This is a genomic window from Spirosoma jeollabukense (assembly GCF_054777855.1).
Map to the genome: position 1 here is coordinate 50,639 of NZ_BAAHAD010000015.1, position 26,348 is coordinate 76,986.

General features: G+C 48.9%; 22 protein-coding genes and 1 tRNA gene. 15 read left to right on the top strand and 8 right to left on the bottom strand.

Translation table 11 applies throughout. From position 1 onward, the window contains the following. Positions 1–2: 2 nt before the first annotated feature. Entirely contained in the window at positions 3–656 is a 654-nt protein-coding gene (locus tag ACYVEA_RS31360; RefSeq protein ID WP_461117319.1) for a pyridoxamine 5'-phosphate oxidase family protein, read from the bottom strand. A gap of 312 nt (positions 657–968) precedes the next feature. On the opposite strand from ACYVEA_RS31360, the gene ACYVEA_RS31365 reads away from it, so the two are divergent. Both ACYVEA_RS31365 and ACYVEA_RS31370 read left to right on the top strand, forming a co-directional pair. Then, positions 969–1,712 carry an SOS response-associated peptidase gene (locus ACYVEA_RS31365; protein ID WP_461117320.1) on the top strand — a complete coding sequence of 248 codons (744 nt, stop codon included), beginning with the start codon at positions 969–971 and terminating at the stop codon, positions 1,710–1,712. 159 nt (positions 1,713–1,871) lie between these two features. Continuing rightward, positions 1,872–4,526, top strand: coding sequence for a TonB-dependent receptor (locus tag ACYVEA_RS31370; protein ID WP_461117321.1), 2,655 nt, complete (start codon positions 1,872–1,874; stop codon positions 4,524–4,526). Positions 4,527–4,629: 103 nt separating this feature from the next. Here ACYVEA_RS31370 and ACYVEA_RS31375 read toward each other — a convergent pair whose 3' ends face one another. Continuing rightward, entirely contained in the window at positions 4,630–5,550 is a 921-nt protein-coding gene (locus ACYVEA_RS31375) for an ROK family protein (RefSeq protein WP_461117322.1), read from the bottom strand. 331 nt (positions 5,551–5,881) lie between these two features. On the opposite strand from ACYVEA_RS31375, the gene ACYVEA_RS31380 reads away from it, so the two are divergent. The 4 genes from ACYVEA_RS31380 (at position 5,882) to ACYVEA_RS31395 (ending at position 8,938) form a co-directional block, all read left to right on the top strand. Next, positions 5,882–6,349 carry a redoxin domain-containing protein gene (locus tag ACYVEA_RS31380; RefSeq protein ID WP_461117323.1) on the top strand — a complete coding sequence of 156 codons (468 nt, stop codon included), beginning with the start codon at positions 5,882–5,884 and terminating at the stop codon, positions 6,347–6,349. An 83-nt stretch (positions 6,350–6,432) separates the two neighbouring features. Then, on the top strand, positions 6,433–7,194 hold the full coding sequence (locus ACYVEA_RS31385; protein WP_461117324.1) for an SAM-dependent methyltransferase: 762 nt from the start codon (positions 6,433–6,435) through the stop codon (positions 7,192–7,194). Between the two features lie 212 nt (positions 7,195–7,406). Continuing rightward, positions 7,407–8,000 carry a TetR/AcrR family transcriptional regulator gene (locus ACYVEA_RS31390; RefSeq protein WP_461117325.1) on the top strand — a complete coding sequence of 198 codons (594 nt, stop codon included), beginning with the start codon at positions 7,407–7,409 and terminating at the stop codon, positions 7,998–8,000. A 77-nt stretch (positions 8,001–8,077) separates the two neighbouring features. Further along, positions 8,078–8,938 (top strand): SDR family oxidoreductase, encoded by an 861-nt coding sequence (locus ACYVEA_RS31395; protein ID WP_461117326.1) that lies wholly within the window; start codon positions 8,078–8,080, stop codon positions 8,936–8,938. A 51-nt stretch (positions 8,939–8,989) separates the two neighbouring features. Here the strand turns inward: ACYVEA_RS31395 and ACYVEA_RS31400 are convergent, their stop codons facing one another. From ACYVEA_RS31400 to ACYVEA_RS31415, 4 genes are all read right to left on the bottom strand, one after another. Next, positions 8,990–11,425 carry an outer membrane beta-barrel protein gene (locus tag ACYVEA_RS31400; protein WP_461117327.1) on the bottom strand — a complete coding sequence of 812 codons (2,436 nt, stop codon included), beginning with the start codon at positions 11,423–11,425 and terminating at the stop codon, positions 8,990–8,992. Positions 11,426–11,596: 171 nt separating this feature from the next. Continuing rightward, complete coding sequence (locus ACYVEA_RS31405) at positions 11,597–12,466, bottom strand: YitT family protein (RefSeq protein WP_461117328.1); 870 nt, start codon at positions 12,464–12,466, stop codon at positions 11,597–11,599. A gap of 127 nt (positions 12,467–12,593) precedes the next feature. Further along, a complete protein-coding gene (cysK, locus tag ACYVEA_RS31410; protein ID WP_461117329.1) occupies positions 12,594–13,502 on the bottom strand; it encodes a cysteine synthase A in 909 nt (302 codons plus the stop codon). A 113-nt stretch (positions 13,503–13,615) separates the two neighbouring features. Then, complete coding sequence (locus ACYVEA_RS31415; protein ID WP_461117330.1) at positions 13,616–14,461, bottom strand: serine O-acetyltransferase; 846 nt, start codon at positions 14,459–14,461, stop codon at positions 13,616–13,618. 279 nt (positions 14,462–14,740) lie between these two features. Here ACYVEA_RS31415 and ACYVEA_RS31420 point away from each other — a divergent pair, with 279 nt between their 5' ends. The 3 genes from ACYVEA_RS31420 to ACYVEA_RS31430 all read left to right on the top strand — a co-directional run bounded on the left by ACYVEA_RS31420 (position 14,741) and on the right by ACYVEA_RS31430 (position 17,645). After that, positions 14,741–15,922 (top strand): PQQ-dependent sugar dehydrogenase, encoded by a 1,182-nt coding sequence (locus tag ACYVEA_RS31420; RefSeq protein WP_461117331.1) that lies wholly within the window; start codon positions 14,741–14,743, stop codon positions 15,920–15,922. A gap of 138 nt (positions 15,923–16,060) precedes the next feature. Then, positions 16,061–16,570, top strand: a complete 510-nt coding sequence (locus ACYVEA_RS31425; protein WP_461117398.1) for a methylated-DNA--[protein]-cysteine S-methyltransferase — start codon at positions 16,061–16,063, stop codon at positions 16,568–16,570. A 22-nt stretch (positions 16,571–16,592) separates the two neighbouring features. Then, positions 16,593–17,645 (top strand): MBL fold metallo-hydrolase, encoded by a 1,053-nt coding sequence (locus ACYVEA_RS31430; protein WP_461117332.1) that lies wholly within the window; start codon positions 16,593–16,595, stop codon positions 17,643–17,645. Between the two features lie 100 nt (positions 17,646–17,745). Here the strand turns inward: ACYVEA_RS31430 and tig are convergent, their stop codons facing one another. After that, on the bottom strand, positions 17,746–19,107 hold the full coding sequence (gene tig, locus ACYVEA_RS31435) for a trigger factor (protein ID WP_461117333.1): 1,362 nt from the start codon (positions 19,105–19,107) through the stop codon (positions 17,746–17,748). A 104-nt stretch (positions 19,108–19,211) separates the two neighbouring features. After that, positions 19,212–19,293 (bottom strand) — tRNA-Leu (locus tag ACYVEA_RS31440). Between the two features lie 229 nt (positions 19,294–19,522). Here ACYVEA_RS31440 and ACYVEA_RS31445 point away from each other — a divergent pair. From ACYVEA_RS31445 to ACYVEA_RS31470, 6 genes are all read left to right on the top strand, one after another. After that, entirely contained in the window at positions 19,523–21,823 is a 2,301-nt protein-coding gene (locus ACYVEA_RS31445; protein WP_461117334.1) for a RelA/SpoT family protein, read from the top strand. 120 nt (positions 21,824–21,943) lie between these two features. After that, positions 21,944–22,453 (top strand): Fur family transcriptional regulator, encoded by a 510-nt coding sequence (locus ACYVEA_RS31450; RefSeq protein ID WP_461117335.1) that lies wholly within the window; start codon positions 21,944–21,946, stop codon positions 22,451–22,453. Positions 22,454–22,537: 84 nt separating this feature from the next. After that, complete coding sequence (locus tag ACYVEA_RS31455; RefSeq protein WP_461117336.1) at positions 22,538–23,023, top strand: DUF3291 domain-containing protein; 486 nt, start codon at positions 22,538–22,540, stop codon at positions 23,021–23,023. Positions 23,024–23,051: 28 nt separating this feature from the next. Continuing rightward, a complete protein-coding gene (locus tag ACYVEA_RS31460; RefSeq protein ID WP_461117337.1) occupies positions 23,052–24,338 on the top strand; it encodes an adenylosuccinate synthase in 1,287 nt (428 codons plus the stop codon). 89 nt (positions 24,339–24,427) lie between these two features. After that, positions 24,428–25,129: a hypothetical protein gene (locus tag ACYVEA_RS31465; RefSeq protein ID WP_461117338.1), complete on the top strand. Its 702-nt coding sequence runs from the start codon at positions 24,428–24,430 to the stop codon at positions 25,127–25,129. Between the two features lie 226 nt (positions 25,130–25,355). Beyond that, positions 25,356–26,342 carry a hypothetical protein gene (locus ACYVEA_RS31470; protein WP_461117339.1) on the top strand — a complete coding sequence of 329 codons (987 nt, stop codon included), beginning with the start codon at positions 25,356–25,358 and terminating at the stop codon, positions 26,340–26,342. Positions 26,343–26,348 lie beyond the last annotated feature (6 nt).

Here is a 26,348-nt window from a genome sequence, read left to right on the forward strand (position 1 = left end):
GTTTACGGAGCCAGCCAGACCAGTCGGGATTCGGGTTCGTACTGAAAGTGAGCCCTGGTCTGTCCGCCGGGACTCAACCGTAAATACTCCATCGCCAGTACCCGACATTCGATTACGGCGAAGTTTTTGCGACCGGCTTCACTCTCTTCGGTGGTTGGTAACTTGTCGCCCATCTGTTCCGGGAAACCAGGGTAAGGGCCGGGTTGCTCGCTGCCGGGTATCTGCTCGGAAAGATAGGCTTTACGACCGCCAACCCATAATGCCTGCCAGTGCTCATCGGCAATATAATCGTCGGTGTGCAACTGGGTTTCGACCGTTAATCGAAGTTGAACCTGTTGTTTATCGTCCCAGAATAGTAGCGTAGCATTGGGGAAGGCTTCCATCTGGATTACCTTCTCGGCTCGCACATCGGTGTAAAACCAAACATATTTTCGGTCAGCATCAACCCGACGTAGTATCACCATGCGCGCGTCAGCTCCTCTGGGCGTAGAGGTAGCAACCGTCATCGTCTTAAATCCCTTACTATCAGACTGAGATTCACTACGTTCAGTAGCCCGCACGAGCTGCTGCCAATTTGTTTGTTCGAGTTCGGTTAATGAATCTGAGTGATCAGGCGCATCGGACGACAACGAACTGGATTCTTTTTGAATGGACATAAAAACAATTGGTCAAGGCATTTTAACGGGCGGTGGAGTTTTTTTGTTTATACCGCTAAGCTTTCCGTCGACCCTGCGGCTAACCGGTCAAATAAAAGCAAAGACGACGATTGCAGTAGCGCAATTGACTCATAAAAAATTATTGATTTATTGCCGATCGTTACCCCGGCGAGTTGCATAAACAGGTTAACGAGCTGGACGATGAAGGTGAAAAAAACACTGATTTAGACGCTGAAAAATATAACCCAAAGGCCATTTTATGGGTTATATTACCGTACCCATTACTAGTTAAACAGCCTGTTAATCAGCATTATGTGTTATCATAAATCACTCAACGTCAAGGCCTCTGAACTGGAAGATCGTTATGAGGCAAAACTGCCTGATGCCGCCAGTTTTCAACCTGTTTACCACGCTAATGCCTATCAATTTCCGGCCTGGCCAATTGTGACCCTACAGGACCCGAATCGTTTTCAGATGATGCATTGGGGGCTGGTTCCACACTGGACAAGAAGCCGGGAAAGCGCTGATGAGATTCGGGCAAAAACGCTAAATGCCCGCTCAGAAACCATCTACGAAAAACCGTCTTTTCGGTCGTCGGCGCAGGGTGGGAAGCGATGCCTGATTCCGGTTACGGGTTTCTATGAATGGTTTACGAAAGGGAGCAAAAAGTTTCCATTTTATATCAGCATGAGCGACCAGAAAATTGCGTCTATTGCCGGATTGTGGGACGAATGGCCTGATCCGGAAACGGGCGAACTGATCACGACATATACGCTACTGACAACGGATGCCAATCCGTTACTCGCAGCCATTCACAATACGAAAAAACGGATGCCCTGCGTGCTGACGCCCGACGCGGAACATGCCTGGCTACATGACGATTTGAGCGAAGCCGATGCGCTGAAATTGCTGGACAAACAGTATCCAGCCAATCACATGCATAGCTATAGCATTAGTAAACGTATCACGTCGAGAAGCGAACCAAGTGACGTTCCCGACGTTTTAAAACCCACCGATTACCCGGAACTAAGCAAAAACCCTCAATTGTTCGCTTAAGTAATGCGGCCCGCTCGTCCCCGTTGCGGGCCGTTTGTGTATATTCCACGTTCGTAGATGGTTTTGTCACGAATTTTGGTCAACTAAGTTGTCTTTTTTGAAACTATTAGCCTAACAATTGATTGCTATCAACAACGCTTATTGTTGAATCACCTGACTATGAAAAAAACAGTACTCTCTCTTATCATTGGCATTGCTTTTTTAACCACACCAGACGTAGCCAGGGCTCAGTTTCCAGCTATGCCGGGTGGGGGAGGGCAGAAGCCAGTAGCCATTCCCGGTACGTCCAGCGATGACTCGCCACGGGGGAATGCCAAACTAACAGGTGTCGTTGTCGACTCGACGAGCGGCAAGCCAGTTGAATTTGCCAGTATCGCTCTTATTGACTCCAAAACCAAGAAGCCCATCGACGGAACCGTTGCGGACGACAAAGGAAAGTTTACGCTTAACAAACTACCCCAGGGCGACTTTCAGGTAATGATCTCGTTTGTTGGGTATCGCAACAAAACGATTTCCAGTGTCAAACTCGACCGCAAAGGCGACGTAGCGCTGGGCACCATTAAACTGGGTAACGACGTTCGGACGCTCAAGGAAGTTGAAGTGGTGGGGCAGGCGTCACTGGTTGAAGAAAAAGTGGATCGACTGGTGTACAACGCCGACAAAGACATTACGGCAAAAGGGGGCGATGCAACGGATGTGATGCGTAAAGTGCCGCTTTTGTCGGTCGATCTGGATGGTAACGTCAGTCTGCGGGGTAGCAGCAACGTTCGCGTGTTGATCAACAACAAACCATCGACGATTGTCGCCAGCAGCGTTGCGGACGCCCTGAAACAGATTCCGGCCGACATGATCAAAACGGTGGAGGTTATTACGTCGCCTTCGGCCAAATACGATGCAGAAGGATCAGCGGGGATCATCAACATCGTGACCAAGAAAACAACCTTGCAGGGCTTCACGCTGAATATTGACTCAGGCGTGGGCAACCGGGGAAGCAATCTTGGCTTAAACGGCAACCTGCGGACGGGTAAAATGGGCTTTAGCCTGAGCGGTTTTGGCCGGGCTAACTACAACGTGATTGGTCGATTTGCCAATACGCAGCAGACATTTGGCAGCCGCGGTACGACCACCACCGACCAGACCGCCGATACAAGAAACCACGGAATTTTTGGTCAATACACCCTCGGCTGGGATTACGACATCAGCAAAACCAGTTCCATTACGGCCAGTCTGCGCTACGGTGCCCGGAACAACTACCAGAATCAGGATAATTTCCTGACGAGGACTATTTCGCCAGTGGCTTATTTCCCAATCGTAACCGATCGGAACGTACTGACCAAAGATTTGTCGGGCACGGTTGATGCGAACGTTGATTATACCCGCACGTTTGCCAAGCCCCAACAGGAACTAAGCGTATCGGCGCAGTTCAGTCGTAATAATCGTAACAACGATTTTACGGCCGATATTTTGAGCAATACCGACTTCCAGACGATTGCGTCGCGCCAGCAGAACCTGAACAACAGCTTTAACCAGGAGTCGACCATTCAGGGCGATTATCAGACGCCAATTGGCAAAAACCAACTGCTTGAGTTTGGGGGGAAAGGCATTTTCCGGCAGGTAGAAAGTGCGTTTAGCTACAATGTTGGCGTGGGCACAGGTCCACTTGGCACTGATCCAACACGCTCGGCGAACACCCTCAATTATGACCAGAGCATTGGCGCTGGCTATGTATCCTATACGATCACGACCAAAAATAAATATACCATTAAGGCTGGTACGCGCTACGAGCATACGACCATCAATGCGAACTACAGTCAGAATCAGCCGGGTGAACAGGGGGGCGCTGCCGGACAGGATTTAGGCATTCCCAGCTATAGTAACCTAGTGCCGAGCATCAACATCTCGAAAGCGCTCAAAGGCGGAAAAACGATTAAACTGGCCTATAACCGCCGGTTGCAGCGTCCGGGTATTCAATTCCTGAACCCAAACGTGAACACGTCTAACCCAACCAACATTACCAAAGGGAACCCGCTTCTGTCGCCGGAGTTGACCGATAATTTTGAGCTGGCGACCAGTGCCTATATCAAAAGCGTTTATCTGAACGTATCATTATTTGCCCGGCAAACGAATAATTCCATCACCAGCGTTCGCGACACGGTAACGACCGGTGCGGGACAAGTGACGAACCCAACTTTAGCGCAGGCCATTCAGACAACATACCTCAACATCGGTAAAGAGTCGGCCTATGGAACGAACGTATTCGGAAATGCAACTTTCTTCTCGAAGTGGCAAGTTGGGGGCGGGTTCGATCTGTATTATTCATACCTGACAAACAACAACGCATTGGCGGCTTATACCGCTACCAATTCGGGTTGGGTTGTAACGGGGCGCTTCTTCACAAACCTGACGCTTAAAAATGGCTGGGGCGTGCAGGGTTTCGGTTTTATCCGCGGCAAACAGATTCAGTTGCAGGGCTATCAGGGTGGATTTGCCTTCTATAGCGTTGGTCTGAAAAAAGACCTGAAAGACAAGCGGGGAAGCTTTGGCATTGCGGCTGAGAACTTTCTCAGTCACCCCTTCACGATTCGTTCCGAGTCGAGTTCGACCATCTTCAACCAGAACAGCCTGACGAGTTTATATAATGCGGGTGTTCGGGTAAACTTCAGTTATAAAATTGGTAAGCTGAGCTTCGATCAGCCGCAGCGTAAGAAAGGCCGCTCCGTCGAAAACGACGATGTTAAAAATGGCGAAGGCGGTGGAGATCAACCACAGCAGCAAGCCGCGCCAGCCGCAGGTGGCGCACGGCGGCCAAGGTAAGTGGCATGGGGCAAAGGACGCGGGGCCGGGGGCAAAAAAAGAGATGACAGACTGATTTACTGTTCTCTTTTTTTACCCCGGCCCCGCGCCCTTTGCCCCCATGCTATAACATCGCAGCGCCGAAAACACCAGCGCTGTCCCCTAACTTAGGTTTGAGGAATTTTGTGCTTAGCTCACCACTATTGAAGACGTACTTCTTCGCCCGCTCGACCCCTTCGGTATAAAGTAAATCGACATTACCCACGCCACCCCCCAGCACAATGACGTCGGGGTCGAGTATATTGACAATAACTGAAATGGCCCGGCCAAAATACTCCAGCATCCGATTAACGGTCTGGCTGGCGAACAAATCATTTCCTTCATAATACCGCTCCATGATTTCTTTCATAGTACGTTCTTCGCCACTAACCTGGTGGTAATAACGTTGAAGCGCCGGTCCCGAAATAACCTGTTCATTGCAGCCTCGCTTGCCGCAGTAGCAGGGATGCCCGTTTTCTTCCAGGATATTGTGGCCCCATTCGCCCCCGATGCCCTGCAACCCATTCAGGACAAAAGGCCGACCGTCTTTCCCACGGATAACGATCCCGCCACCCACGCCAGTACCCATGATGACGCCGAAAACACTCTGATAGTCAGGCGCTACGTCGGGTACAATACCCAGCGTGGCTTCGGCCAGCGCAAAACAGTTGGCATCATTGGCAAGTTCGATGGGAACACCCAGCAGGCGAGCCAGATCATCTTTCATCGGTTTGCCGTTTAATGACGTCGTATTGCAGTTTTTCATGGTTTGCCGGGCCGGATCGAAAGTGCCTGGCGTACTAAAACCAATACGTTCGGGCAGTAAGCCGGTTTCTGCTTTAAGCATATCGATCAACCGAACCTGTTGGCTCAGAATATGGTCGTAGCCTTTATGCGCTTCGGTGTCGATACGTTTGCGAATAATGACGGCGTCGGGTGAGGGAGCGGATAAGATAACGCCTTCGATTTTAGTGCCTCCCAGGTCAATACCCCAGTAGTTTTGCATGTAAGGAAATAATCTATGATTCTAATAGCTTAGGCCTTTGGCTCAGAGCCGTGCCACGGTTTCTGATAATGTTTAATGGAACCGTGGCACGGCTCTGAGCCAAAGGCCTATAAGTGTCCGTATTACGATTATAGTAATCAGCTGACCATTTATACTCGTTTACCTCGCTTAATTCCTAACGAAGATGGGCGAAAAAACATACGGACCCATGTACCAACAAACGGCATAATAGTGAAAAGAGCTTGTTTTCCCTTTGCTTTTTCGGAATTTCGCCACCAGAACGGATTTGCCATCAAATCAACACTCATAAATTTAAAATCAAAAATCTATTATGCTTACGCCCGGTCAAAAAGCCCCCGATTTTACGCTGTATAACACCGATAGACAGGAAGTCTCGTTAACCGATTTTCAGGGAAAAAACGTAGTTATCCTGTTTTTTCCCATGGCTTTCACCAGTACCTGCACCGCCGAACTTTGCGAGATGCGCGACAACATCAGTACGTATGCTGGCTTAAATGCTGACATCGTAGGCATCTCCGTTGATTCACCCTTTACACTGGCAAAATTCAAGGAAGAGCAACAACTGCCCTTCAATTTGCTATCCGATTTCAACAAAGAAGTGTCGCAGGCGTATGATACGTATTACGAGACGTTTGTACTCAATCTGAAAGGTGTCAGCAAACGTTCGGCTTTTGTCATTGATCAAAAGGGTCTTGTTCAATACGCCGAGGTGCTCGAAAGTGCTGGCGATGTGCCAAATTTTACGGCCGTACAGGAAACACTTGCTTCACTTAATTAATGGTGAAAGAGCGAATGAGTGCAAGTGTGAAATATCAGACGCAAACACTCTTGCACTCATTCGCTCTTTCACTCATTCAAAAAATGGCCTGGTATCATAACTTTTTTCATGGCTTGCCGCAGGATGCGTGGAAAGCCGCGCAAACCGAAGAACAAACGCAATTGGATCTTGAATTGCTGGTCGAAACGCTGGATTTTGGTCCCGATGATCACCTGCTGGATGTGTTCTGCGGATACGGTCGGCATGCGCTGCCGCTTGCCCGCATGGGTGCCCGACTGACAGGCGTCGACATTTCGGCTGAATACATTGCCGAACTTCAGTCAACTGCCCAAGCCGCCAGGTTACCGATTACAGCCATCGCCGATGATTTTCTGACTATGCCGACAGGTGATCTGGGAGCAGGTGGTACGTTCGATGCCGCCTATTGCCTGGGCAATAGTTTCAGTTTCTTTCCGCGAGCCGATATGCAGGCTTTTCTGGCCCGTATCGCTACGTTGTTGAAGCCGGGTGGGCGGTTTTTAGTGCATTCGGAGATGTTGGCCGAGTCAATTTTGCCTGATTATCAGATGCGCAACTGGCGACCTGTTGGAGACGATATTCTGTTTCTGGTTGACAATGAATATGACCCGCTGGAAAGCCGGATTGATTCTCATCTGACCTATGTGCGTAACGGCGAAACTCAGACCCGTACGGCCCAGCACTACGTATACACGCTAGCCGATCTGCGCTATTTATTTGCCGAAGCGGGTTTGCCGGTCGTCGCTTGCTATGGTACCGTTGATGGTGATTCCTATGCGCTTGGCGATGAAGCCGTATGGTTGCTAGCTGAAAAAATAATTAGCTAACTTTAAAGTAGGTATTTGGGAGATAGGTTACTAAACCGTTTAATATATATTTATTTAACGGGAAGCTGTATACGTTCTGCATGAATGCCATTTATAGAGGACTAAGTTTGATTTTTTTAATAAAATCAATGGTTTTTTTTAAGAAGTCCGACTTAAATACGTAATTTTCAGATAAGTTAACACCGTTAACCACCGACTGATAACCTACTTCTATGCAAACTATCGAGCGTAAAGTGCGCAGCCGTGAACAAACCCGTTCCGGCATAATAAGCACAGCGAAAGCGATTGCCAGTCAGGAAGGCTGGCAGGCCGTTTCGATCCGAAAAATTGCTGATGCGATTGACTATAGCGCCCCTGTGGTGTATGAATATTTTGACAGTAAAGACGTATTGCTGGATGAGATTCGGAACGAAGGTTTCCGCTATCTGTACAAGGAGTACGACCGAATTCTGAAGTTATACCGTGATCCCGAGAAGCGGCTTTACGAAATATCGCTTATTCAGTGGGATTTTGCCCGCCAGCAGCCAGAAATTTATCAGGTAATGTATAATCTGGATGGTGCCTACTGCACACTGCCTGTCTATCAATCAGAAGCGATGCAGGATGTTAGCCGTATTGTGGAGGAAATTATCTTCTCATTTATTCCCAAAGCGAAAGAAAGCATCAAACGGCTCTACTTTCAATGGTGGTCGGCTTCCCACGGTATGATTATGCTGGCCATGCTCCTGAAAGACGAACAGCCACTGGACCAATCTGAGCAAATTTATCGGGAAACCATGCGCCGATTCGTGCGCGAACTGCGCTAAATAAGTAAAGTGAGCAAGAATATACTTTATGCTTAAATAGCAGGTTTATTCCAAGCTACTACCTATCCTCTTTACATATGAAAGTTGCAGTTATCGGTGCCACGGGCATGATCGGTCTGCCTGTTACACAGGAGTTTATCAAAGCAGGTTTCGCTGTTCGCATCATCGCGCGTGATGTCGAGAAAGTACGTAAACGATTCCCCGATGCGGACGTTGTGGCTGGGGATATAACGGATGTGTCGAGCCTGATCAACGGGTTTCGTGGTATGGATGCGGTGTACTTAAGTCTGGCTACCCGCCAGGATGAGAAAGAAACGGATTTTCATACTGAATCACAGGGAATGGCTAACGTGATTCAGGCGGCCAGGGAAACGGGGGTTCGCCGAATTGGGTATTTGTCGTCCATTATCATGCGCTATCAGGGTATGAATGGGTATAAGTGGTGGACATTTGATGTGAAGTTACAGGGTGAGCGACTGCTTAAAACGTCGGGTATTCCATATAGCATTTTCTATCCATCCAGTTTTATGGAAGCCATGAATGACAGACAGCGCTCAGGGCAGTCCATCATGGTTATAGGAAAGTCGAAAATCAAGCAATGGTACATTTCGGCCCGAGATTATGGCAAACAGGTGGCTCGGGCCTTTGAAATTGCCAAGGACGGGCAGAACCAGGAATACGTGATTCAGGGCCCCGAACCTGTGACTCCCTCAGAGGCAGCTGAACGCTTTGTGGCCGCTCACCAAAAGGAGAAGCTGAAAATAACCGTAGTGCCTACATTCGTGGTACGATTAGGCAGTCTATTCTCCGCGCAGATGAACTACGGCTGGCATATCATGGAAGCCCTTAACAATTATCCGGAAGTTTTTGAGGCCGAGAAAACCTGGGCGGACCTTGGAAAACCTGAGATAACGGTGGAAAAATTTGCTCAGCAGTAAGCAGTAGTTACCCCTCTCCTGTTCTCCTGAAGAGGGGTGTTTTTTTGATTATTAGGCTCCGTTAGCCCGGCGTTTTTCATCCTCTGCGCCCCCCGTCCGACGGCGCGACGGCGTTAATCCATCGTTGCCAAAGCGATACGTGAACGAAGCCGTTGCGACCCGTGTATCCTGCCGTTGATAGAACTGTTCAACATAGTTCGCGTAGGTGGACATAGCGTGTGTAGGGCTGGTATAGAAAATATCGGTCATGTTTAGCTTCAGCGTGCCTTTTTTGCCCAGCATACTTTTCTGCAAACCCAGGTTAAGCTGCCCTAATGGCTGGATGTCCAGAAAACCATATAGTTGGCGTGACTGATAATTACCTGTTAGGTCGGCCGTCCAGCCCCGCCCTAACGTGAACGTACTGGTGCTGGTCAGGGTAAAGGCGGGTAAGCCCGCATTGAGCGATGTACCCGCCAGATCGCCAACGAACTGCTGGTAAAAGGCGACAAGATTATTATCCATTGTCCACCAGCGGGTTGGCTGCGCTGGAATCGTCATGGTTAGTCCATAATAATCGGAGCGTGTCAGATTCTGGAAGGTCGACACCGCTTGTCGATTGCCTTCCGGAGCCGGTTGAATGACGCTGATAATGGGTTGATCAGTACGGCTGTAGCTGATCGACGTAATAAACTTCTGCTTGAAACTGTGTGTCAGTTCGATGTTATAGCTTAGTTGCGGATATAGGGATGGATTCCCCGTAAAATAAGTCGTCGCATCAATATACGCCCGGAAGGGGTTAAGCTGATTGTAAGTCGGACGATCAATTCGGCGGCTTAGTGACAGACTTAAATCGTGCAGTTTTGATAAACTCTGCTTGAGAAATACGCTCGGGAAGAGTTGGAAATAATTACGTTCGAAACTGGCGTTACCTTTAAACTGCAAGCCTTTAACACTGGTTTGTTCGCCACGTAACCCCACCTGAAGCGACAATTTATTGAAGGTCTTGTTAATATTGATATACCCCGCGTTGATGTTTTCGTCATACCGGAAATGATTCGTTTTTCCGGTATCGATCACGCTGATTCCTTCTATGAGGTTCGTAAACACGACGTCGTTATCCGAATGTACCCAACTGGTTTTGATACCGCCTTCCAGTCTGGTTTTGTTCGGAAAACTATGCGTGTAATCAGCCTTAAACGACGAAATGTTTAACCCGCCATTTAAGTCGCCAATCAGCACTGTTGGGGCCTGAATGGGTACAATAAAGGACGTAGCTAAATGTTGGCCACGGTGGGTTTCATAATGCGCATAATCGGCATCGGCGGTCAATTCGCGTTTGCCGGTTGAGTCGAAATTGTGTTTGAGATTCAGGTTAACCGCTACGTTCGGCGTAGCCAAGGTCCGTCGGTTAGCCGATTGATAACTGGATTGCAGTTGCCCCTGATCACTGAATGTCTGTGTGACATTCGTAAGATTTGCCTCCGCCTGATTCGCTAATCCGCTTACGACCAGACCAACCAGCGTTTGCTTCGACACGGTATAGTCAAGGCCCGCCCGATACGTATTGGCAACATAGCGCGTTTTGCCCATGTTGTCCTGGTCGCTACTGCCGGTAAACAGATCGTTCTGATAGAATTTCCGGTGCAGGGTTAACTGGGTAAAAACGTTACGGTCACTATAGGTATAGTTACCAAAAAGATTGAGTTTTTTGTGCCGATAGTTAAGGGCGAAACCGGTTGTTAACTTTCCATATTTTCCATAGCCATAACTGGCGTTTACGCTTCCATTTGTCCCCTGCCGACCGTCTTTTTTGAGTTTAATGGCAATGATGCCCGCACTACCAGCCGCGTCATATTTGGCCGGTGGGTTCGAGATCAGTTCAATCTTCTCCACCGAATTGGCGGGCAACGCACGTAGCATATCGGCCAGTTCGGTACCGGTCATGGGTATGCGTTTACCGTCAATCAATACCAGAACGCCCTGTTTACCACGTAACGCGAGGTTGTCATTCTGATCGACGGTTACTCCCGGCGATCGACTGAGAACTTCCAGCGATGTGGCCCCAGCGCTAAGCGGATTGGCGTCTACATTAACGATAATGCGGTCAGTTTCCCGTTCAAAAAGGGGTTTGCGCGCCTGTACTGTTACTTCTTTCAACTGCGTATTGCCGCTGGGTTTCAATTGAATGACCGGAAGTTTCTGATCGGCGGATAATAGAGCAAATGGCGCCGTTTGTACGCGTTCATAGCCTACCTGCGAGGCCGTAATGAAGTAGCTGCCCGTTGGCAGTCGATCAAACCGGAAAGTACCCGTCGCGTCGCTGAATTCAGTTTTAACAACTACAGAGTCGTTGGCGCGATGGATTGCTACGGTAGCAAACTCAACAGTAGCACCGGCTGGATCTTGTATGACGCCCGTAACGACCGGGTCACTTTTTGCATGAGCGCTATAAACCCCTGAAAATGAGGTAATGAGGAGGAGACAAACACGTAGAGAGAATGTCATGCCGCGATGTGTTTAGGTTGCTGAAAATGAGTTCAGCAAAAAGACACAGGATGTAGCGCTTGGCGCGGCAGTACTTTATAAACGGCCTAAAATAAGTATCAGTGGGATTTCATTAAAGTCGCCATACGTTCTCGTTTGCTTTGACAAACGAGAACGTTGCCATAAGGCAGATTAGTGCATCGGCAAACTTTTTACTTTGCCCCCCGCCACATCATCAACACTATGCTGAATAATGAAGGCATTGGCGTCGATCTCCAGAACGGCCGTGCGGAGCTTGACGATTTCCAGCCGGGTAACGACCGTGTAAAGAATCGTATCGATATCCTGGTGATTACCATGTTTGCCATAGCCCCCCTGCCCGTTTAAAATAGTTACGCCCCAGCCTTGTTCGATGATACGTCCCCGGATCGCCTGATTATTCTTGGAAACAATGAGGACCGCGGTATATTCTTCAATACCGTGGATAATAAAGTCGACAGTTTTCGATGCGGCAAAGTACGTAATCATGGAATACAGAGCCGGATTCAACCCCAGAAAAAAGGCAGCGGCCCCGAAGATAACCAGGTTGAGAACCAGAATAACATCGCTTACTTTCAGTACGTGACTGCTTCGGCTGATGAGAAGTGCCGCGATTTCCGTGCCATCCAGCACCGCGCCACCCCGTATGGCCAGCCCGATGCCCGCGCCAATGAAGAAGCCACCAAACACGGCCGTCAGTAACAAGTCGGGCGTTACGTCTGGGTAGGGAATAACGGCTAAACTAAGGGACAACCCGGCAATCGCCAGCGTGCTTTTAAGCGCAAACTGTTTGCCAAACTGGCGATAGCCCAACCCAATAAAAGGCAGGTTGATGAGTAATAACCAGACAGGCAGTGGAATGTCGAACAGCGAAGCCAGGAGCATGGAAATGCCTGTTACGCCCCCGTCAATAAAATGGCTTGATAGCAGAAACCCTTTGATGCCCATTCCGGCGCTGAGGATGCCGCCGATGATGAAACTAGTGTCTTTGGTAAATCGGTAAAGTGCAGATTTTGGGAGCATAAATATTGACTAATGAGTGGCATTCTGAGAAGTTGCAAACGCATAAATAGTAAGTGGCTGACGCGAAAGCAACCCGTGCGTGCGTTAGCCACTTACTACATGCTACCTTTTAACTTACGCCTTCTCTTTAATACAACCCTTCAATTGACAAATATCGTTCGCCCGTATCGTAGCAAAAAGTCAAAATCCGGCTGCCAGGAGCGATGTCAACCAGCTTTTTTGCCACGGCTGCCAGCGATGCTCCCGACGAAATTCCTATAAACGTACCCTCTTCCTTCGCCGACCGGCGGGCCATTTCGAAGGCTTCCTCTTTACTCACCTGAATGGTGCCGTCCAGCACGTCGGTATGTAAGTTCATCGGAATAAAACCGGCGCCAATGCCCTGAATGGGGTGTGGCCCCGGTGCGCCACCGCTGATAACGGGTGATAATTCGGGCTCAACCGCATAGATTTTCAGCTTCGGAAATTTCTTTTTCAATACCTGACCAACTGCCGTGATGTGGCCACCAGTGCCAACTCCCGTAATTAGTACGTCGAAACCCTCGGGAAAATCGGCCAGGATTTCCTGCGCGGTTGTTCGTATGTGAACGTCGATGTTCGCCGGATTTTCGAACTGCTGAGGCATCCAGGAATTAGGCGTTTGGGCTATCAGTTCATGCGCTCGTTCAATCGCTCCTTTCATTCCCTTTTCACGGGGTGTCAGGTCGAATTCGGCCCCGTAGGCGGCCATGATCTTACGCCGTTCGATGCTCATGGATTCGGGCATTACCAGAATTAATTTGTACCCTTTCACAGCCGCCACCATCGCCAGGCCAATGCCGGTATTGCCCGACGTTGGCTCAATAATCGTACTGTCCGATGTAAGCAATCCCTTTGCTTCGGCGTCTTCGATCATCGCCAAGGCAATGCGGTCTTTTATGCTGGCACCAGGGTTGGCTCGTTCCAGTTTCGTCCAGACTTCATAGCCCGGAAACAGCCGATTGATGCGCACATGGGGCGTCTGGCCAATCGTGTCAAGAATAGTAGTGGCTTTCATGGGTAATCAGGAAATTAGTATACAGTAAGTTATCAAGTAGGAAGTGGCTGACGCCAGAGTGATAAACTTGCGTCAGCCACTTCCTACTTGATACCCTACTACGTATTAGTATTTTATATAACGAAATTAATCGGCTCGGTTGATTGCAGCGACTTCAGCCGGACGTCGGTTTGATGCTGGTGAAAGACGAGCGAGTGCGGTTCGACACTACTCGTTAGCCAGACGTTACCGCCAATAACCGAGTCGTGCCCAACGGTTGTATAGCCTCCCAGAATCGTAGCGTTGGCGTAGATGACCACGTTGTCTTCAATCGTTGGATGCCGCTTTTTCTGCGCCATTGATTTCGCTACGTGTGTGGCACCGAGCGTTACGCCCTGGTAGATTTTTACGTTGTTGCCAATGACCGTCGTTTCGCCGATAACAACGCCGGTGCCATGGTCAATGAAAAATGAAGGCCCGATTTGCGCACCGGGATGAATGTCGATACCCGTCTGGCCGTGTGCATATTCGGTCAACATCCGGGGTAGGAGGGGCACGTTGTACTGAAGTAATTCGTGCGCAAAACGATACACCGAAATGGCGTAGAACCCCGGGTAAACGGCCACGACTTCTTCGATACCAACGGCGGCCGGATCATTATCGGCAATGGCGTGGGCATCGAGCAACAGACTGTCGTAAATGGAGGGTAACCGTTCGAAAAAACGCTCGGTGATGGCCTCTGGTGTTTCCGGAAGGTTATTCTCCAATGGGCATAACAACTTGGTGAGCTGCTCGTGAAGACTTCGATACGTTTCCTCTACGTGCTGCGATACCGATTTACAATCCTGCGTTACGGGGAACAGCAACCGCATTAGCTGGTCAATGAATCGGCCGGCATCGGGTCGCGATGGGAGCTTATAACGATAACGAGCCCGCTGAGTATGCAGATGTTCCAGGAAGGTATTCGTGTCGGTAATCATGATATGTTAGGTAACTAGGTAGGCAACTATTGAGGTGATCGATTTGTAATGAGCTAGTTAGGTAAATGTACTAGGCCGTGTGGCAGCCCTACATTTATAAACGTATCCGTTTGCTAATTATAGATTGATTAGTTGAATAATTAGTCATGTTTCTGGAACAAAACACGGGCAGCAAAGTTCGATGGTTGTACCAGGAATCTGGTTTGTCATGCAAATTAGCAGAAAATTGAGCGACTCGTCATGTTCAGTAAAACCATAATCACTTTTGCCGTATCCCTGATGGCAACCTCGGGTGGAACCTGGCTTCTAACGTCAGCTTGCCAGCCTGCCAAACAGCCTGATTTAATGATACAGGACTCAACCGGATCGAGTACAGGTAATCTGGCGGCCAAGGTTGTCAACGCCTATCCAAAGTTGACGTTCTCTGATCCGATCGAATATACCCATGCCAACGATGGGACCAATCGAGTGTTTGTGGTTGAACAGGCCGGGCGCATCCGGGTATTTGAGAACGACGCCAGTACGTCATCGGCTGGTACGTATCTAGACATTCGCAGTAAAGTATCATCTGGTGGCGAGATGGGCCTGCTTGGTCTGGCCTTTCACCCAGATTTTAAACAGAACGGATTTTTCTACGTCAACTATACCAAAAGCAATCCCCGCGAAACCATCGTGAGTCGTTTCAAAGCGGCATCTGCCACCACATCGGAAGTTGATCCCGGTTCGGAGGTGATCCTGTTCCGGTTTGATCAACCTTATGCCAATCATAACGGCGGTAAAGTGCTGTTTGGGCCCGATGGTTATCTCTACGTATCGACAGGAGACGGTGGGAGTGGGGGTGACCCGCAGAACAATGGGCAAAATCGAAGTAGCTGGTTAGGGAAAATTCTGCGCGTTGACGTGAACAGCACTGAGAAAGGGCAGTATGGCATTCCAAAAGACAATCCATTTAAAGGAAATAGCAACGGTTATCGGGAAGAAATCTTCGCCTACGGCTTACGCAATCCCTGGCGGGTCAGCTTTGACGAAAAGGGGCAATTGTGGGCGGGCGACGTAGGACAGGACAAAATTGAAGAAGTGGATATCGTCAGAAAAGGGGGCAACTACGGCTGGCGGATCAAGGAGGCTAATGCCGATTATAAGACTAGCGGTACTAACGTAAATGCGGCTGACCTAATACCACCCATCTGGCAATATTCGCATGACAAAGGCGACGTATCCATTACCGGCGGAGCGGTTTATCGGGGCTCAGCCAATCCGGCACTACGTGGCAAGTATATCTATGCCGACTACGCCAGCGGCCGGGTGTGGGCCTTAACGCAAAACGGGACCAGCGCGGCTACTAATCAGGAAATTATTTCTAGGGCTGGCTCTATTTCAGCCTTTGGCGAAGATCAGAAAAATGAGCTGTATCTGTGCGATTACGCATCAGGAAAAATATTGAAACTGATGGGAAACTGAAAAAATAGTAGACGCAGATGCTGCGAATTTGTATAATTTTCGCTGAAAAATTAAAGAAAATTGTGATATCTGCGTCATATACGATACTTTTTACAGGCAGAAGCACCTATCTTCCATTTTCTTCTGCACACCTTAATGATAACGACCGCCGTTTTTGAATCTCCCCTTGGGTTAGTACGTATTTCCGGCGACAATGCAGGTGTCTCGATCATTTCCTGCACCAATATATCTGAGAACAACGTAGTAGAAACGCAGCCGGAAGATCAACTTTCGCAGCCAGTGTCATTAGCCGTGCAGCAGTTACAGGAATATTTTGCCGGGACGCGTCAAACCTTTGATTTTCCAATCAATCCATCAGGAACAGCGTTTCAGCAAACTGTTTGGAAGGCTCTGCTCGACGTGCCATTTGGTACTACGTTATCCTATCTGGCGCTGACCCGACGTATCGGCGACGAAAAGGCGATTCGGGCTGTCGCAGCCGCCAATGGCCGAAACCCCCTCTGGATTGTAGTGCCTTGTCACCGCATCATTGGTTCTGATGGGTCGTTGACCGGTTATGCGGGTGGGTTGTGGCGGAAGCAGTGGTTGCTGAAACATGAAGGTATTTTATCCGGTCGTGAAACAGGCAAGCAACTATCGTTGTTCTAACTGGCGAACGCTCCACTCGCTAATGCATTATCTTCCGCTGTTTCTGCTGTCCTGTTTGTTGTTAATGATTTCGTCCTGTGCTCCGCATTATAAAGGTCCCGTCAGCGACCATTTTAACGGGAAGAAATTTTTCAACCCGGGTATGCCCGAGCGGACATCGGCCGGGTTGCTGAAGTGGCTATTGCACCGCGACAAAGGGCCCTGGCCAGAGCAACCTGATGCGTTTGTTGGCGCTCGACCAGCAGCACGTATAGAAGGGGATAGTCTGGTATTGACGTTCGTGAATCACTCGACATTTCTGATCCAGACGAATGGGCTGAATATCCTGACAGATCCGGTCTGGTCGAAACGGGTAGGGCCAACATCCTGGCTGGGTATTAAGCGCAAACGTCCGCCAGGACTCCGCTTTGAGGAATTACCCCCGATTGACGTCGTGTTGCTGAGCCATAATCACTACGATCATCTGGACCTGCCGACGATCAAAAAGTTAGTGAAAGCGCATAATCCACTGTTCGTTACGCCCCTGGGAGTTTCCTATTTGCCCAAATCCGTTGACGGGCGAATCACCCGCGAGCTTGACTGGAACGATACGTTGAAAGTGAATGATAAACTCTGGCTAACCTGCACGCAGGCACAACATTTCAGTAATCGGGGCTTGGGCGACAACGACGAAACGCTCTGGTGTGGCTATTTGCTTCACACAAGCTTTGGTACTACGTATTTCTGCGGAGACAGCGGCTATGGCCCTCATTTCAAGCATATTGCCGAGCTGGCTAAGCGTAGCGAACCGGGCTTGCCCGGCACCGGACCCATAAAGCTTGCGTTGTTGCCCATTGGTTCGTATCGGCCCGAGTGGTTTATGGCACCTATCCATGTGTCGCCCGCTGGGGCTGTACAGGCCTTCGTTGATCTCGATCCCATGCAGGCTGTGGGCATTCACTTTGGCACCTTTCAACAGGGTGACGATGGCTTGTTTGAACCCGCCGATGATTTGCGAAAAGCACTGAAGGAGAAAAATATTCCTGAAGAAAAATTCCTGGTGCCGAAAGAAGGCCACCCGATAGTGTTCAAATAAAAAAACCTACAAGACCCTGGAGACCTTGTAGGTTTGTAAGGCTACGTTAAAATAGTATTGACCGCTGGGAACGCTTCTTCGTTACGTCCCTATGCGTTGATTAACGATTCTCAACCAGTGCTTTAAATTCGTCTACCGTTATGTCCTGCGACACGATGGTCATTTGCGTTTTCGCGAATTCAATCACTTTATCGTCATACACCCGGTTGAACGTACTGGTATAATTCTGACCGTTATTCTTTTCGTCCATCAGGTAATTGCGGGCAATGCGATCGATGGTTTTTTTCATCTCTTCATCTTCGCTACCAGCAAACCCGAACTGCTCACGTACCATCTCACGGGTTACGGCCAGCACTTCATCGAACTCAACTTTAATATCAGCTTTATCCGCGATCTTGTTTTTGATGAGTTGTAGTTTAACGGACTTGGTGAAGTCGTCATACTGTTCATCAACTTGCTCGGGGGTGAACTTGCCTTCGTTAACTTCCAGCAACCAGTTCTTCAGGAACTCGTCGGGCAATAAAATGGGCGTGTTCTCAAGCAATGTTTTCTCAATATCCAAACGTAGCAACTGGGCTGACTCACGACCGTAGTTACCCCGGATGATTTCGGCCACTTTTGTGCGGAATTGTTCTTCGTCGCTAACGGCACCAACGCCCAGCACTTTATCGAAAAACTCCTGATTCAATTCGGCAGGTTCGTTTCTAGTGATGTCATCGACTTCAAACGTAAACTCGCCTGTTAGCTCAGCCGCTTCCTCTTTTTTCACACCCGTTGCGTTAGCGCGCGCTTTTTCATCGGGAAATGCCTGTTCCAGCACAAACGTCACTACGTCACCTTTTTTCTTGCCAACAAACTGACTTTTGGCGTCTTCGGCCATCTGGTTCATTGGGAAAGCCGTTTTAGCTGTAAAGGCATCGGTTCCTTCGGGTGCGCTTGTCTGTTTCAGTTCACCGTAGATGGTGTCGCCATCGGCAACTTCCTCACCATGGCCGTGGGCGTGAAAACGTTGTTGCAAGTCAGCAATCGTCGAATCAACTTCAGCCTCACCAGCCTGAATTTCATACTGGGATACGCTCGGCAGATCGCTGAAATCAATATCGAACTCAGACGCCAGTCCAAGGGTATAGCTGAACGCAAATTCCGATTGGTTGTCCCAGTCGATGGTGTCAGCCAGTTCCCGATCCGGAATGGGATCACCAACAACCTGCAATTTATTTTCGCGGATATACTGGCTAACGGTTTTGCTCAACATGGCGTTGATTTCGTCCACCAGAATACTTTTACCGTACATCTTCTGCACCAGCGAGGCAGGTACGTGACCAGGACGGAAACCCTTCAGTTGAACCTTACGCCCATAATCTTTCAGTTTCTTATCTACTTCTGGCTTATAGTCGGCCGGTGTTAGCGTAATTTTCAGCGAAGCATTCGTGTCGCTGGCTTTTTCTAAGGTAATATCCACGTTTGTATCGGTTTTAAATGAAAGAGCGAAAGAGTAAAAAAGCGAAAGAGTGAATTGTTATAGACAACGCTCTTTCGCTCTTTCACTCTTTCGCTTAAACTTTGTACGGGCGGAGGGACTCGAACCCCCATGCCTTGCGGCACCAGATCCTAAGTCTGGCACGTCTACCAATTTCGCCACGCCCGCAGGGCCAATGTTAAACAGGATCAGTCAGCGAAAAAACGCGTTGGGATGCTGTTTACTGAACAACGTTTCGTCGTTTCAGGGTGCAAAGGTATAAAAAAAAATATACGTGTCAAGACATTTGTGCGAAGGTTTTATTTTTAGATAATCGCAAAGCAATTTTCGATTATTATTTTGTTATCTTGGTAGTACGAGTACAACCTAAAGGCAATTACCTGCAACGAAGCCCACTATGATAAATGCCATTGAACGGTCTGATAACTCTGGTGTACCAGAGGTACCGGGGCCCGGCACCGAACCCGTTATCGACTTAGAACTGGAGCGACAGGAAATCCTGAAACGATACCGGCGATTGTTACGAGCGGCAAAGCCAATGCTGAAAGGCGATGACGCTAAGCTGATTAAAAAAGCGTTCAATACGTCGGCCGAAGCCCACAAAAACATGCGTCGGCGGTCGGGAGAGCCATATATTTACCATCCGTTGGCCGTCGCCCAGATCGCCGTTGAAGAAATTGGTCTTGGCCCGACCAGCATTGTGGCCGCGCTGCTTCACGACGTAGTGGAAGATACGGATACGACAATTGCTGATATTGATCGGGCATTTGGACCGAAGGTGGCCCGAATTATCGACGGCCTGACCAAGATTTCAGGCTACTTTGAGTACGGCTCATCGCAGCAGGCGGAGAATTTCCGGAAGATGCTGCTGACGTTATCGGACGATGTGCGGGTGATTCTGATCAAACTCGCTGATCGGTTGCATAACATGCGGACGCTGGAATCGATGCCCCGCGATAAGCAGTTAAAGATTGCCTCCGAAACGATTTATATCTATGCGCCACTGGCTCACCGGCTCGGTCTATACACGATTAAGTCGGAACTGGAAGACCTCTACCTCAAACATGTAGAGCCTGAGGCTTACAAAGACATTGCCAAAAAGTTACGGGAAACTCGGCTCGCGCGTGATCGGTTCATTGGTCGATTCATCGAACCGATTGAGAAAGATCTGGCCGAGACCGGCATAAAATACATCATTAAAGGTCGGCCCAAGTCGATCTATTCGATCTGGACCAAACTGAATAAATCGAAAAAGCCCTTCGAGGAAATTTTCGATTTGTTTGCGGTCAGGATCATTCTGGACGTACTGCCGGAAGAAGAAAAAGCGGCCTGCTGGCGTGCCTATTCCATCGTAACGGATCATTACAAACCCAACCCCGACCGGTTGAAAGACTGGATCAGCACCCCACGTACCAACGGGTATGAGTCGCTTCACACGACTGTAATGAGCAAATTGGGGCAGTGGGTGGAGGTGCAGATCCGTACCGAACGGATGAATGAAATTGCCGAGAAGGGCTACGCGGCTCACTGGAAATACAAAGGTAACGACACCAAAACTGGAGAAGGCATCGAAGCCTGGATCAGTCAGGTGCGCGACATGATTGAGTCGGCGGGTAGTGGCGATAAAAAAGCGGCTATTGAGTTCGTTGATGATTTCAGAAGTAATCTCTACAGCGAAGAAGTCTTTGTATTCACGCCCAAAGGCGACCTTCAGGTGCTGCAACGCGGAGCAACTGCTTTGGACTTTGCTTTCGACATACACACCCAGATTGGTGCGCGGTGTATGGCGGCCAAGGTCAACAACACGCTTGTGCCACTAAGCTACGTGCTACAGAATGGCGATCAGGTAGAGGTTATTACGTCGAACCGACAAAAGCCCAGCGAAGACTGGTTGCGGTTTGTGGTGACGTCGAAAGCCAAGACCAAGATCAAGGATTTGATCAAAGAAGAAAACAAGCGCTACGTAACGGATGGCCGCGAATTGGTCAATAAGAAACTACGCATCCTGCGGGTGGAAATGACCAATGAAATCATTAATCAGTTGCGGGCTTATTTTGGCTCTAAAACGACTGACGATTTTTTCTATCGGGTGGGTAAGGGCCATATCGACGTTGGCGAGCTCAAGAAGTTCAAGTCCGACAAAGAAGCCAAGGAAAACCGCGCGAACAAGCTCAACACGGATACTCTGCCCGACGCGAAAGCGTTTGTCAAGGAACTCAAGAAAATTCATGGTGAGCGTGCCGACGCCGACATGCTGCTCATTGGCGAGGATATGGACCGGATTGACTACACACTCTCCAAGTGTTGCAATCCCATCTCGGGCGACGATGTATTCGGGTTCGTAACGATCAACGACGGTATCAAAATTCACCGGGTTACCTGTCCAAATGCGGTTGAATTGATGTCGAACCACGGCAACCGGATTATCAAGGCTAAATGGACATCCCAGAAGGAATTGGCATTTCTGGCCGGATTACGTATCACTGGCACCGATCGGGTGGGTTTGATCAACGACGTAACGCGGGTCATCAGCAACGAACTCCACATCAACATGCGTTCGGTGGCTATTGACTCTAAAGACGGTATTTTTGAAGGGAACATTCGCCTTTACGTCCACGACACCGGTCACCTCGAAACGCTAATGCGCAAACTGGAACGCGTGCAGGGCGTGTTTGAAGTGGTGCGATTTGACTCTTAATCGGTTTGCGATTTGCCGTTCGTTGTCTATCGTTATTTGCTTAGGTTATAAATAACTTCAAACGACGAACTTCAGATGACAAACCTGTACCTTTGTACTTTCAACTAATCGGAACCGGAAATGCCAGCGCCGACACAAACGAATCTAGAAGCTGCCCTGATGATTTTCCGGGCTTATCTCGAACGTAAAGGCTTACGAAAGACGCCCGAACGTTTCGCCATACTTGAAGAAATTTATAACCGGCAGGATCACTTCGACGTGGATGAGTTATATATCTCCATGAAAAACAAGAAGTATCGCGTTAGTCGGGCTACTGTCTATAATACGTTAGATGTACTCGTGGACTGTGATCTGGTGACCAAACATCAGTTTGGCCGCAACCTGGCGCAGTACGAAAAGTCATACGGTTATCGTCAGCATGATCACCTGATCTGTACGGACTGTCACAAGGTAATGGAGTTTTGTGACCCACGTGTCCAGAATATTCAGAACCTAGTTGGCGATATGCTGAAGTTCAATGTCATGCACCACTCACTGATCTTCTACGGTTCCTGCGCCCGCGACCTCTGCGAAAACCGGGACGAAATGGCCAAAGAACGGCAGGAAGCTCAGGTGTCGATGGAAGAGTAATCTTATATATGATGTAAGGTATAAGATGTATGACATATACCTAGCTTCTATATCATACATCTTATACCTTACGTCATATATAGAATGCCTCTTGCCCAACTAAACATTGCCCGAATGCTTGCGCCAGCCATTAATCACCCGATTATGGCTGATTTTGTTGCGCAGCTCGACACAATCAACCAACTGGCAGAGCAAAGTGACGGGTTTGTCTGGCGGCTCAAAGGTGATGGAAACGATGCCATCAGCCTGCGCCCGTTCGATGATGAACGTATCATTGTCAACATGTCGGTCTGGGCATCGGTCGAACAGCTACAGGCGTTTGTGTTTAAAAGTAGGCATACTGCCGTTATGAAAGACCGCCGAAAGTGGTTTGAGAAGCCCCGCGTGGATTCGCCTGACCAGATGATGACCGTGTTGTGGTGGATTCCTGCTGGACACGTACCCACCGTTGAAGAAGCCAAAGCGCGGCTTGAGCACCTGAACAAAAACGGTTCGGGACCACTTGCATTTCGTTTTGGTGACATTCAACCAGAACCGAATGTATTAGGTACAAATAAAGAATTAGCGTAACCATAGCCGCGTTAGCGGACCAATCAGAATGATCGATGTTTTATTAGGCCTCCAATGGGGCGACGAAGGAAAAGGTAAAATTGTGGACGTACTGGCTCCGCAGTATCAGGTTGTGGCCCGCTTTCAGGGTGGCCCAAACGCTGGACATACGCTCGAATTCAATGGGCTGAAACATGTGCTGCACCAGATTCCATCCGGTATTTTTCGGAACGATATTCTTAATATAATTGGCAATGGCGTAGTACTGGACCCAATTGTGTTTAAGAAGGAAATTGACGGTCTGGCGAAATACAATCTTGCCTTAACGCAGAATCTTCAGATCTCGAAGAAAGCATCGATCATCATTCCAACTCACCGGCTTCTGGATGCCGCATACGAACAGGCAAAAGGCGAGTCGAAAATTGGGTCAACGCTACGGGGTATTGGTCCTACGTATCAGGATAAAGTGGCCCGGCAGGGCTTGCGGGTTGGTGATATTCTGTCGCCAAACTTTTCAGAGAAATACGGGAAACTGGTGGCCATTCATAAAGTCATTCTGGAACAGAATAACTTTGATTATCAATCGGTGCTTCCACAGGCCGAAGCCGAATTTTTTGGCGCGGTGGAATTCATGAAGCAGTTCCAGTTGACTGATAGTGAATATACAGTCAACGAAGCGCTAAGCGACAAAAAGAAAGTATTAGCCGAAGGCGCGCAGGGTTCATTACTGGATATTGACTTCGGTTCCTATCCTTTCGTTACGTCCTCCAGTACCATGACGGCTGGTGCGTGCACTGGACTTGGCGTGGCGCCACGTCAGATTGGCGAAGTATACGGAATTTTCAAAGCCTACTGCACGCGCGTTGGTAGCGGCCCTTTCCCAACGGAACTCTCCAACGAAACTGGAGAGTTGATTCGGAAGGAAGGCCGTGAGTTTGGTGCTACTACCGGTCGGCCGCGTCGGTGTGGCTGGCTTGATCTGCCCGCTCTGAAATACGCGATCATGATTAACGGCGTGACGCAGTTGGTGATGATGAAGGTCGATGTGCTGAACATCTTTGATGAGATTCAGGTATGCACGCATTACGAGCTACCCGACGGTACAACAACGGAACAAATGCCCTATGATCTTTGTGATACGGCCGTAAAGCCCATATACAAGTCATTTAAAGGCTGGCAAACGGATCTGACCGACATTCGTTCTTTTACGGACGTACCGGCCGAACTGGCGGATTACGTTTACTTTCTGGAAGATACGCTGGGCTTACCCATCAACTTTATCTCAACCAGTCCCGACCGTGAAGCCATTATTCACCGGCAGGCTGTGATTGCTTAGTTTTTCAGTACGTTGTAAGCAGCCATAACGGTACATGACTTTATGTACCGTTATGGCTGCTTCATTCACCATCGTTATCCAGCGTCCCCATGTCAGCCAGGAATTTCTATCAGACCTTATACCAAAGCGATTCGATTTTCCGAATCGCCAATGAATCATGGTCAGTAAATGAAACCGTCGATCAGGTAGTTGACGAGGTGGGTGCCCTGGTTAGTGATGATTTGCTTTCGGCTTTAGAGACGTTAGCTGCAGAGTCTACGGTGGTCAATAATGAACTGTTGTTAGTAGATGAACCAGTAATGGCTCCTGGCGTGCCCACGTCCACTCCCGAGCCAATCGTTATCGTTACAGCGCCTGAAGCATTACCTGAACCCGCGCCACGCCCCACAACGCCGTCTATTTTCCCTCCGGCTCAGCAACAGCCACGGCTACCGCAATTGAACCACAAAGTGCTGCTACTGGCCGATGAAGAATTGGACCCCAGCAATTTGTTATTCCTGGAAAAGATTCTGAAAGCCGTTAATCTTAACATCGACGGTGTCGATTTATTGAACCTGCATGGTGTTCAGGATATGAATTTTGCCGAGTTGCTACGGGGGAAATACATCAACCATTTCATTACGTTCGGGGTGCCCTTCGAGCGGGTTAACCTCGATATTATGATGGATCGGTACGCACCGGTTCGGTTTGAGGGTATTACGTTCCTGATGGCCGATTCTTTGCCAACTATCGAAGCCGATCAGAACTTGAAGAAACGGCTATGGGCGGCCCTTCGACGCGTATTCCTATAATAGGGATACGCCCTTCCTGTAAAGCTGGCCTGAACAGTTCCCATACATCAATAAGTACTTGCATTAATGGGGTAATTTTTACGTATTTACGGCCGTTTTTACTCTGAAAGTCTGTTTTGGCTGCCTTATCCATTCGCGGAATTCAATAATGACGTTTATTCGACGCCTTCGTTCCTTTTTTTCTCGTGATTCTACAGTACCCTTGCCAGCCACTACGCTTGTGCCAGTGAGAACGTCCCTTCCACCTATTTTTTCCGTATTCCCCCAAAACGTGCCGAATGAATCCATTGCCGTAACTAGTACAATAGACTTTCTGCCAGATTGGTTAACGGACGAAGAAAATCTGCGCGATGAGGGCGTTTTGTTCGGCTTATCTGATGCCCGCCCCGATGAAAAAATCGCCGAAATACGCTCTCTTTTTAGTCAGCAGGCTGCCCCACTGGAAAGACTACTCGAACAACATACCGGGAAGCTCAGCGAACTTAACGGGCTAATCGAGCAGCAGGAAAATCTTATTACGTCACTACGGGGTCAGTCCAGCGCGTTAAGGGATAAAAACCCAGCCTCCAACAACCTGATTCGGACAATGATCAGCCTGTTGCTTTCGGGACTGATGTGCATTGGCAACTTCTATCTTATCGACGAAACGCTACGGCCTGCTTTCCCAAATCGCTGGATTGGGGCAGGTGTTTTTCTGGCAGGGATGTTCAATCTGTTTGGTCGCACATCGTTCTTTTATGAAACAGATACCCGACTGTCAGGTCGGCGGCTGGTTGAAGAAATTGGGCTACCAGTAGCGACATCAGTGTTCGTGCTGGTCCAAGCCTGGCAAACCCAATCGGCCGGCCAAGCCCTTGCACTGGGCGTTTTCGTTTTTTTCCTTTTTCTACTGGCGGGCAAATTGCTACTAAGTACCCTGACTACTTTGCAGGCAGATATTGACAACATTCAGGCCAATAGAGAGTTACTATTACATAAGGAACAAAATCTACCTGTCTGGGAAGCCCAAATCACTCAGCTCACTCGTGAGGTTGAGACGATTCGTACGCAAAAGTGGCCGATCGTAACAACCCTGACTCACATTGAGGCCGACTTAACCCGACTGAACGCTCGGCTTGATGGGCTTGTTAACTTATTTCTGAGCGAGTTTGAACTCGCCCGCAGCGTCCGCGATCAGCTCACCCAACAACAACGGGAAGCAATTTTCAACTAGTTTTTG

What these genes read in the sequence shown, in the direction of transcription:
- ACYVEA_RS31360 (WP_461117319.1), bottom strand. Translation starts at nt 656, where the DNA reads ATGTCCATTCAAAAAGAATCCAGTTCGTTGTCGTCCGATGCGCCTGAT.
- ACYVEA_RS31365 (WP_461117320.1), top strand. Translation starts at nt 969, where the DNA reads ATGTGTTATCATAAATCACTCAACGTCAAGGCCTCTGAACTGGAAGAT.
- ACYVEA_RS31370 (WP_461117321.1), top strand. Translation starts at nt 1,872, where the DNA reads ATGAAAAAAACAGTACTCTCTCTTATCATTGGCATTGCTTTTTTAACC.
- ACYVEA_RS31375 (WP_461117322.1), bottom strand. Translation starts at nt 5,550, where the DNA reads ATGCAAAACTACTGGGGTATTGACCTGGGAGGCACTAAAATCGAAGGC.
- ACYVEA_RS31380 (WP_461117323.1), top strand. Translation starts at nt 5,882, where the DNA reads ATGCTTACGCCCGGTCAAAAAGCCCCCGATTTTACGCTGTATAACACC.
- ACYVEA_RS31385 (WP_461117324.1), top strand. Translation starts at nt 6,433, where the DNA reads ATGGCCTGGTATCATAACTTTTTTCATGGCTTGCCGCAGGATGCGTGG.
- ACYVEA_RS31390 (WP_461117325.1), top strand. Translation starts at nt 7,407, where the DNA reads ATGCAAACTATCGAGCGTAAAGTGCGCAGCCGTGAACAAACCCGTTCC.
- ACYVEA_RS31395 (WP_461117326.1), top strand. Translation starts at nt 8,078, where the DNA reads ATGAAAGTTGCAGTTATCGGTGCCACGGGCATGATCGGTCTGCCTGTT.
- ACYVEA_RS31400 (WP_461117327.1), bottom strand. Translation starts at nt 11,425, where the DNA reads ATGACATTCTCTCTACGTGTTTGTCTCCTCCTCATTACCTCATTTTCA.
- ACYVEA_RS31405 (WP_461117328.1), bottom strand. Translation starts at nt 12,466, where the DNA reads ATGCTCCCAAAATCTGCACTTTACCGATTTACCAAAGACACTAGTTTC.
- cysK (WP_461117329.1), bottom strand. Translation starts at nt 13,502, where the DNA reads ATGAAAGCCACTACTATTCTTGACACGATTGGCCAGACGCCCCATGTG.
- ACYVEA_RS31415 (WP_461117330.1), bottom strand. Translation starts at nt 14,461, where the DNA reads ATGATTACCGACACGAATACCTTCCTGGAACATCTGCATACTCAGCGG.
- ACYVEA_RS31420 (WP_461117331.1), top strand. Translation starts at nt 14,741, where the DNA reads ATGGCAACCTCGGGTGGAACCTGGCTTCTAACGTCAGCTTGCCAGCCT.
- ACYVEA_RS31430 (WP_461117332.1), top strand. Translation starts at nt 16,593, where the DNA reads ATGCATTATCTTCCGCTGTTTCTGCTGTCCTGTTTGTTGTTAATGATT.
- ACYVEA_RS31445 (WP_461117334.1), top strand. Translation starts at nt 19,523, where the DNA reads ATGATAAATGCCATTGAACGGTCTGATAACTCTGGTGTACCAGAGGTA.
- ACYVEA_RS31450 (WP_461117335.1), top strand. Translation starts at nt 21,944, where the DNA reads ATGCCAGCGCCGACACAAACGAATCTAGAAGCTGCCCTGATGATTTTC.
- ACYVEA_RS31455 (WP_461117336.1), top strand. Translation starts at nt 22,538, where the DNA reads ATGCCTCTTGCCCAACTAAACATTGCCCGAATGCTTGCGCCAGCCATT.
- ACYVEA_RS31460 (WP_461117337.1), top strand. Translation starts at nt 23,052, where the DNA reads ATGATCGATGTTTTATTAGGCCTCCAATGGGGCGACGAAGGAAAAGGT.
- ACYVEA_RS31465 (WP_461117338.1), top strand. Translation starts at nt 24,428, where the DNA reads ATGTCAGCCAGGAATTTCTATCAGACCTTATACCAAAGCGATTCGATT.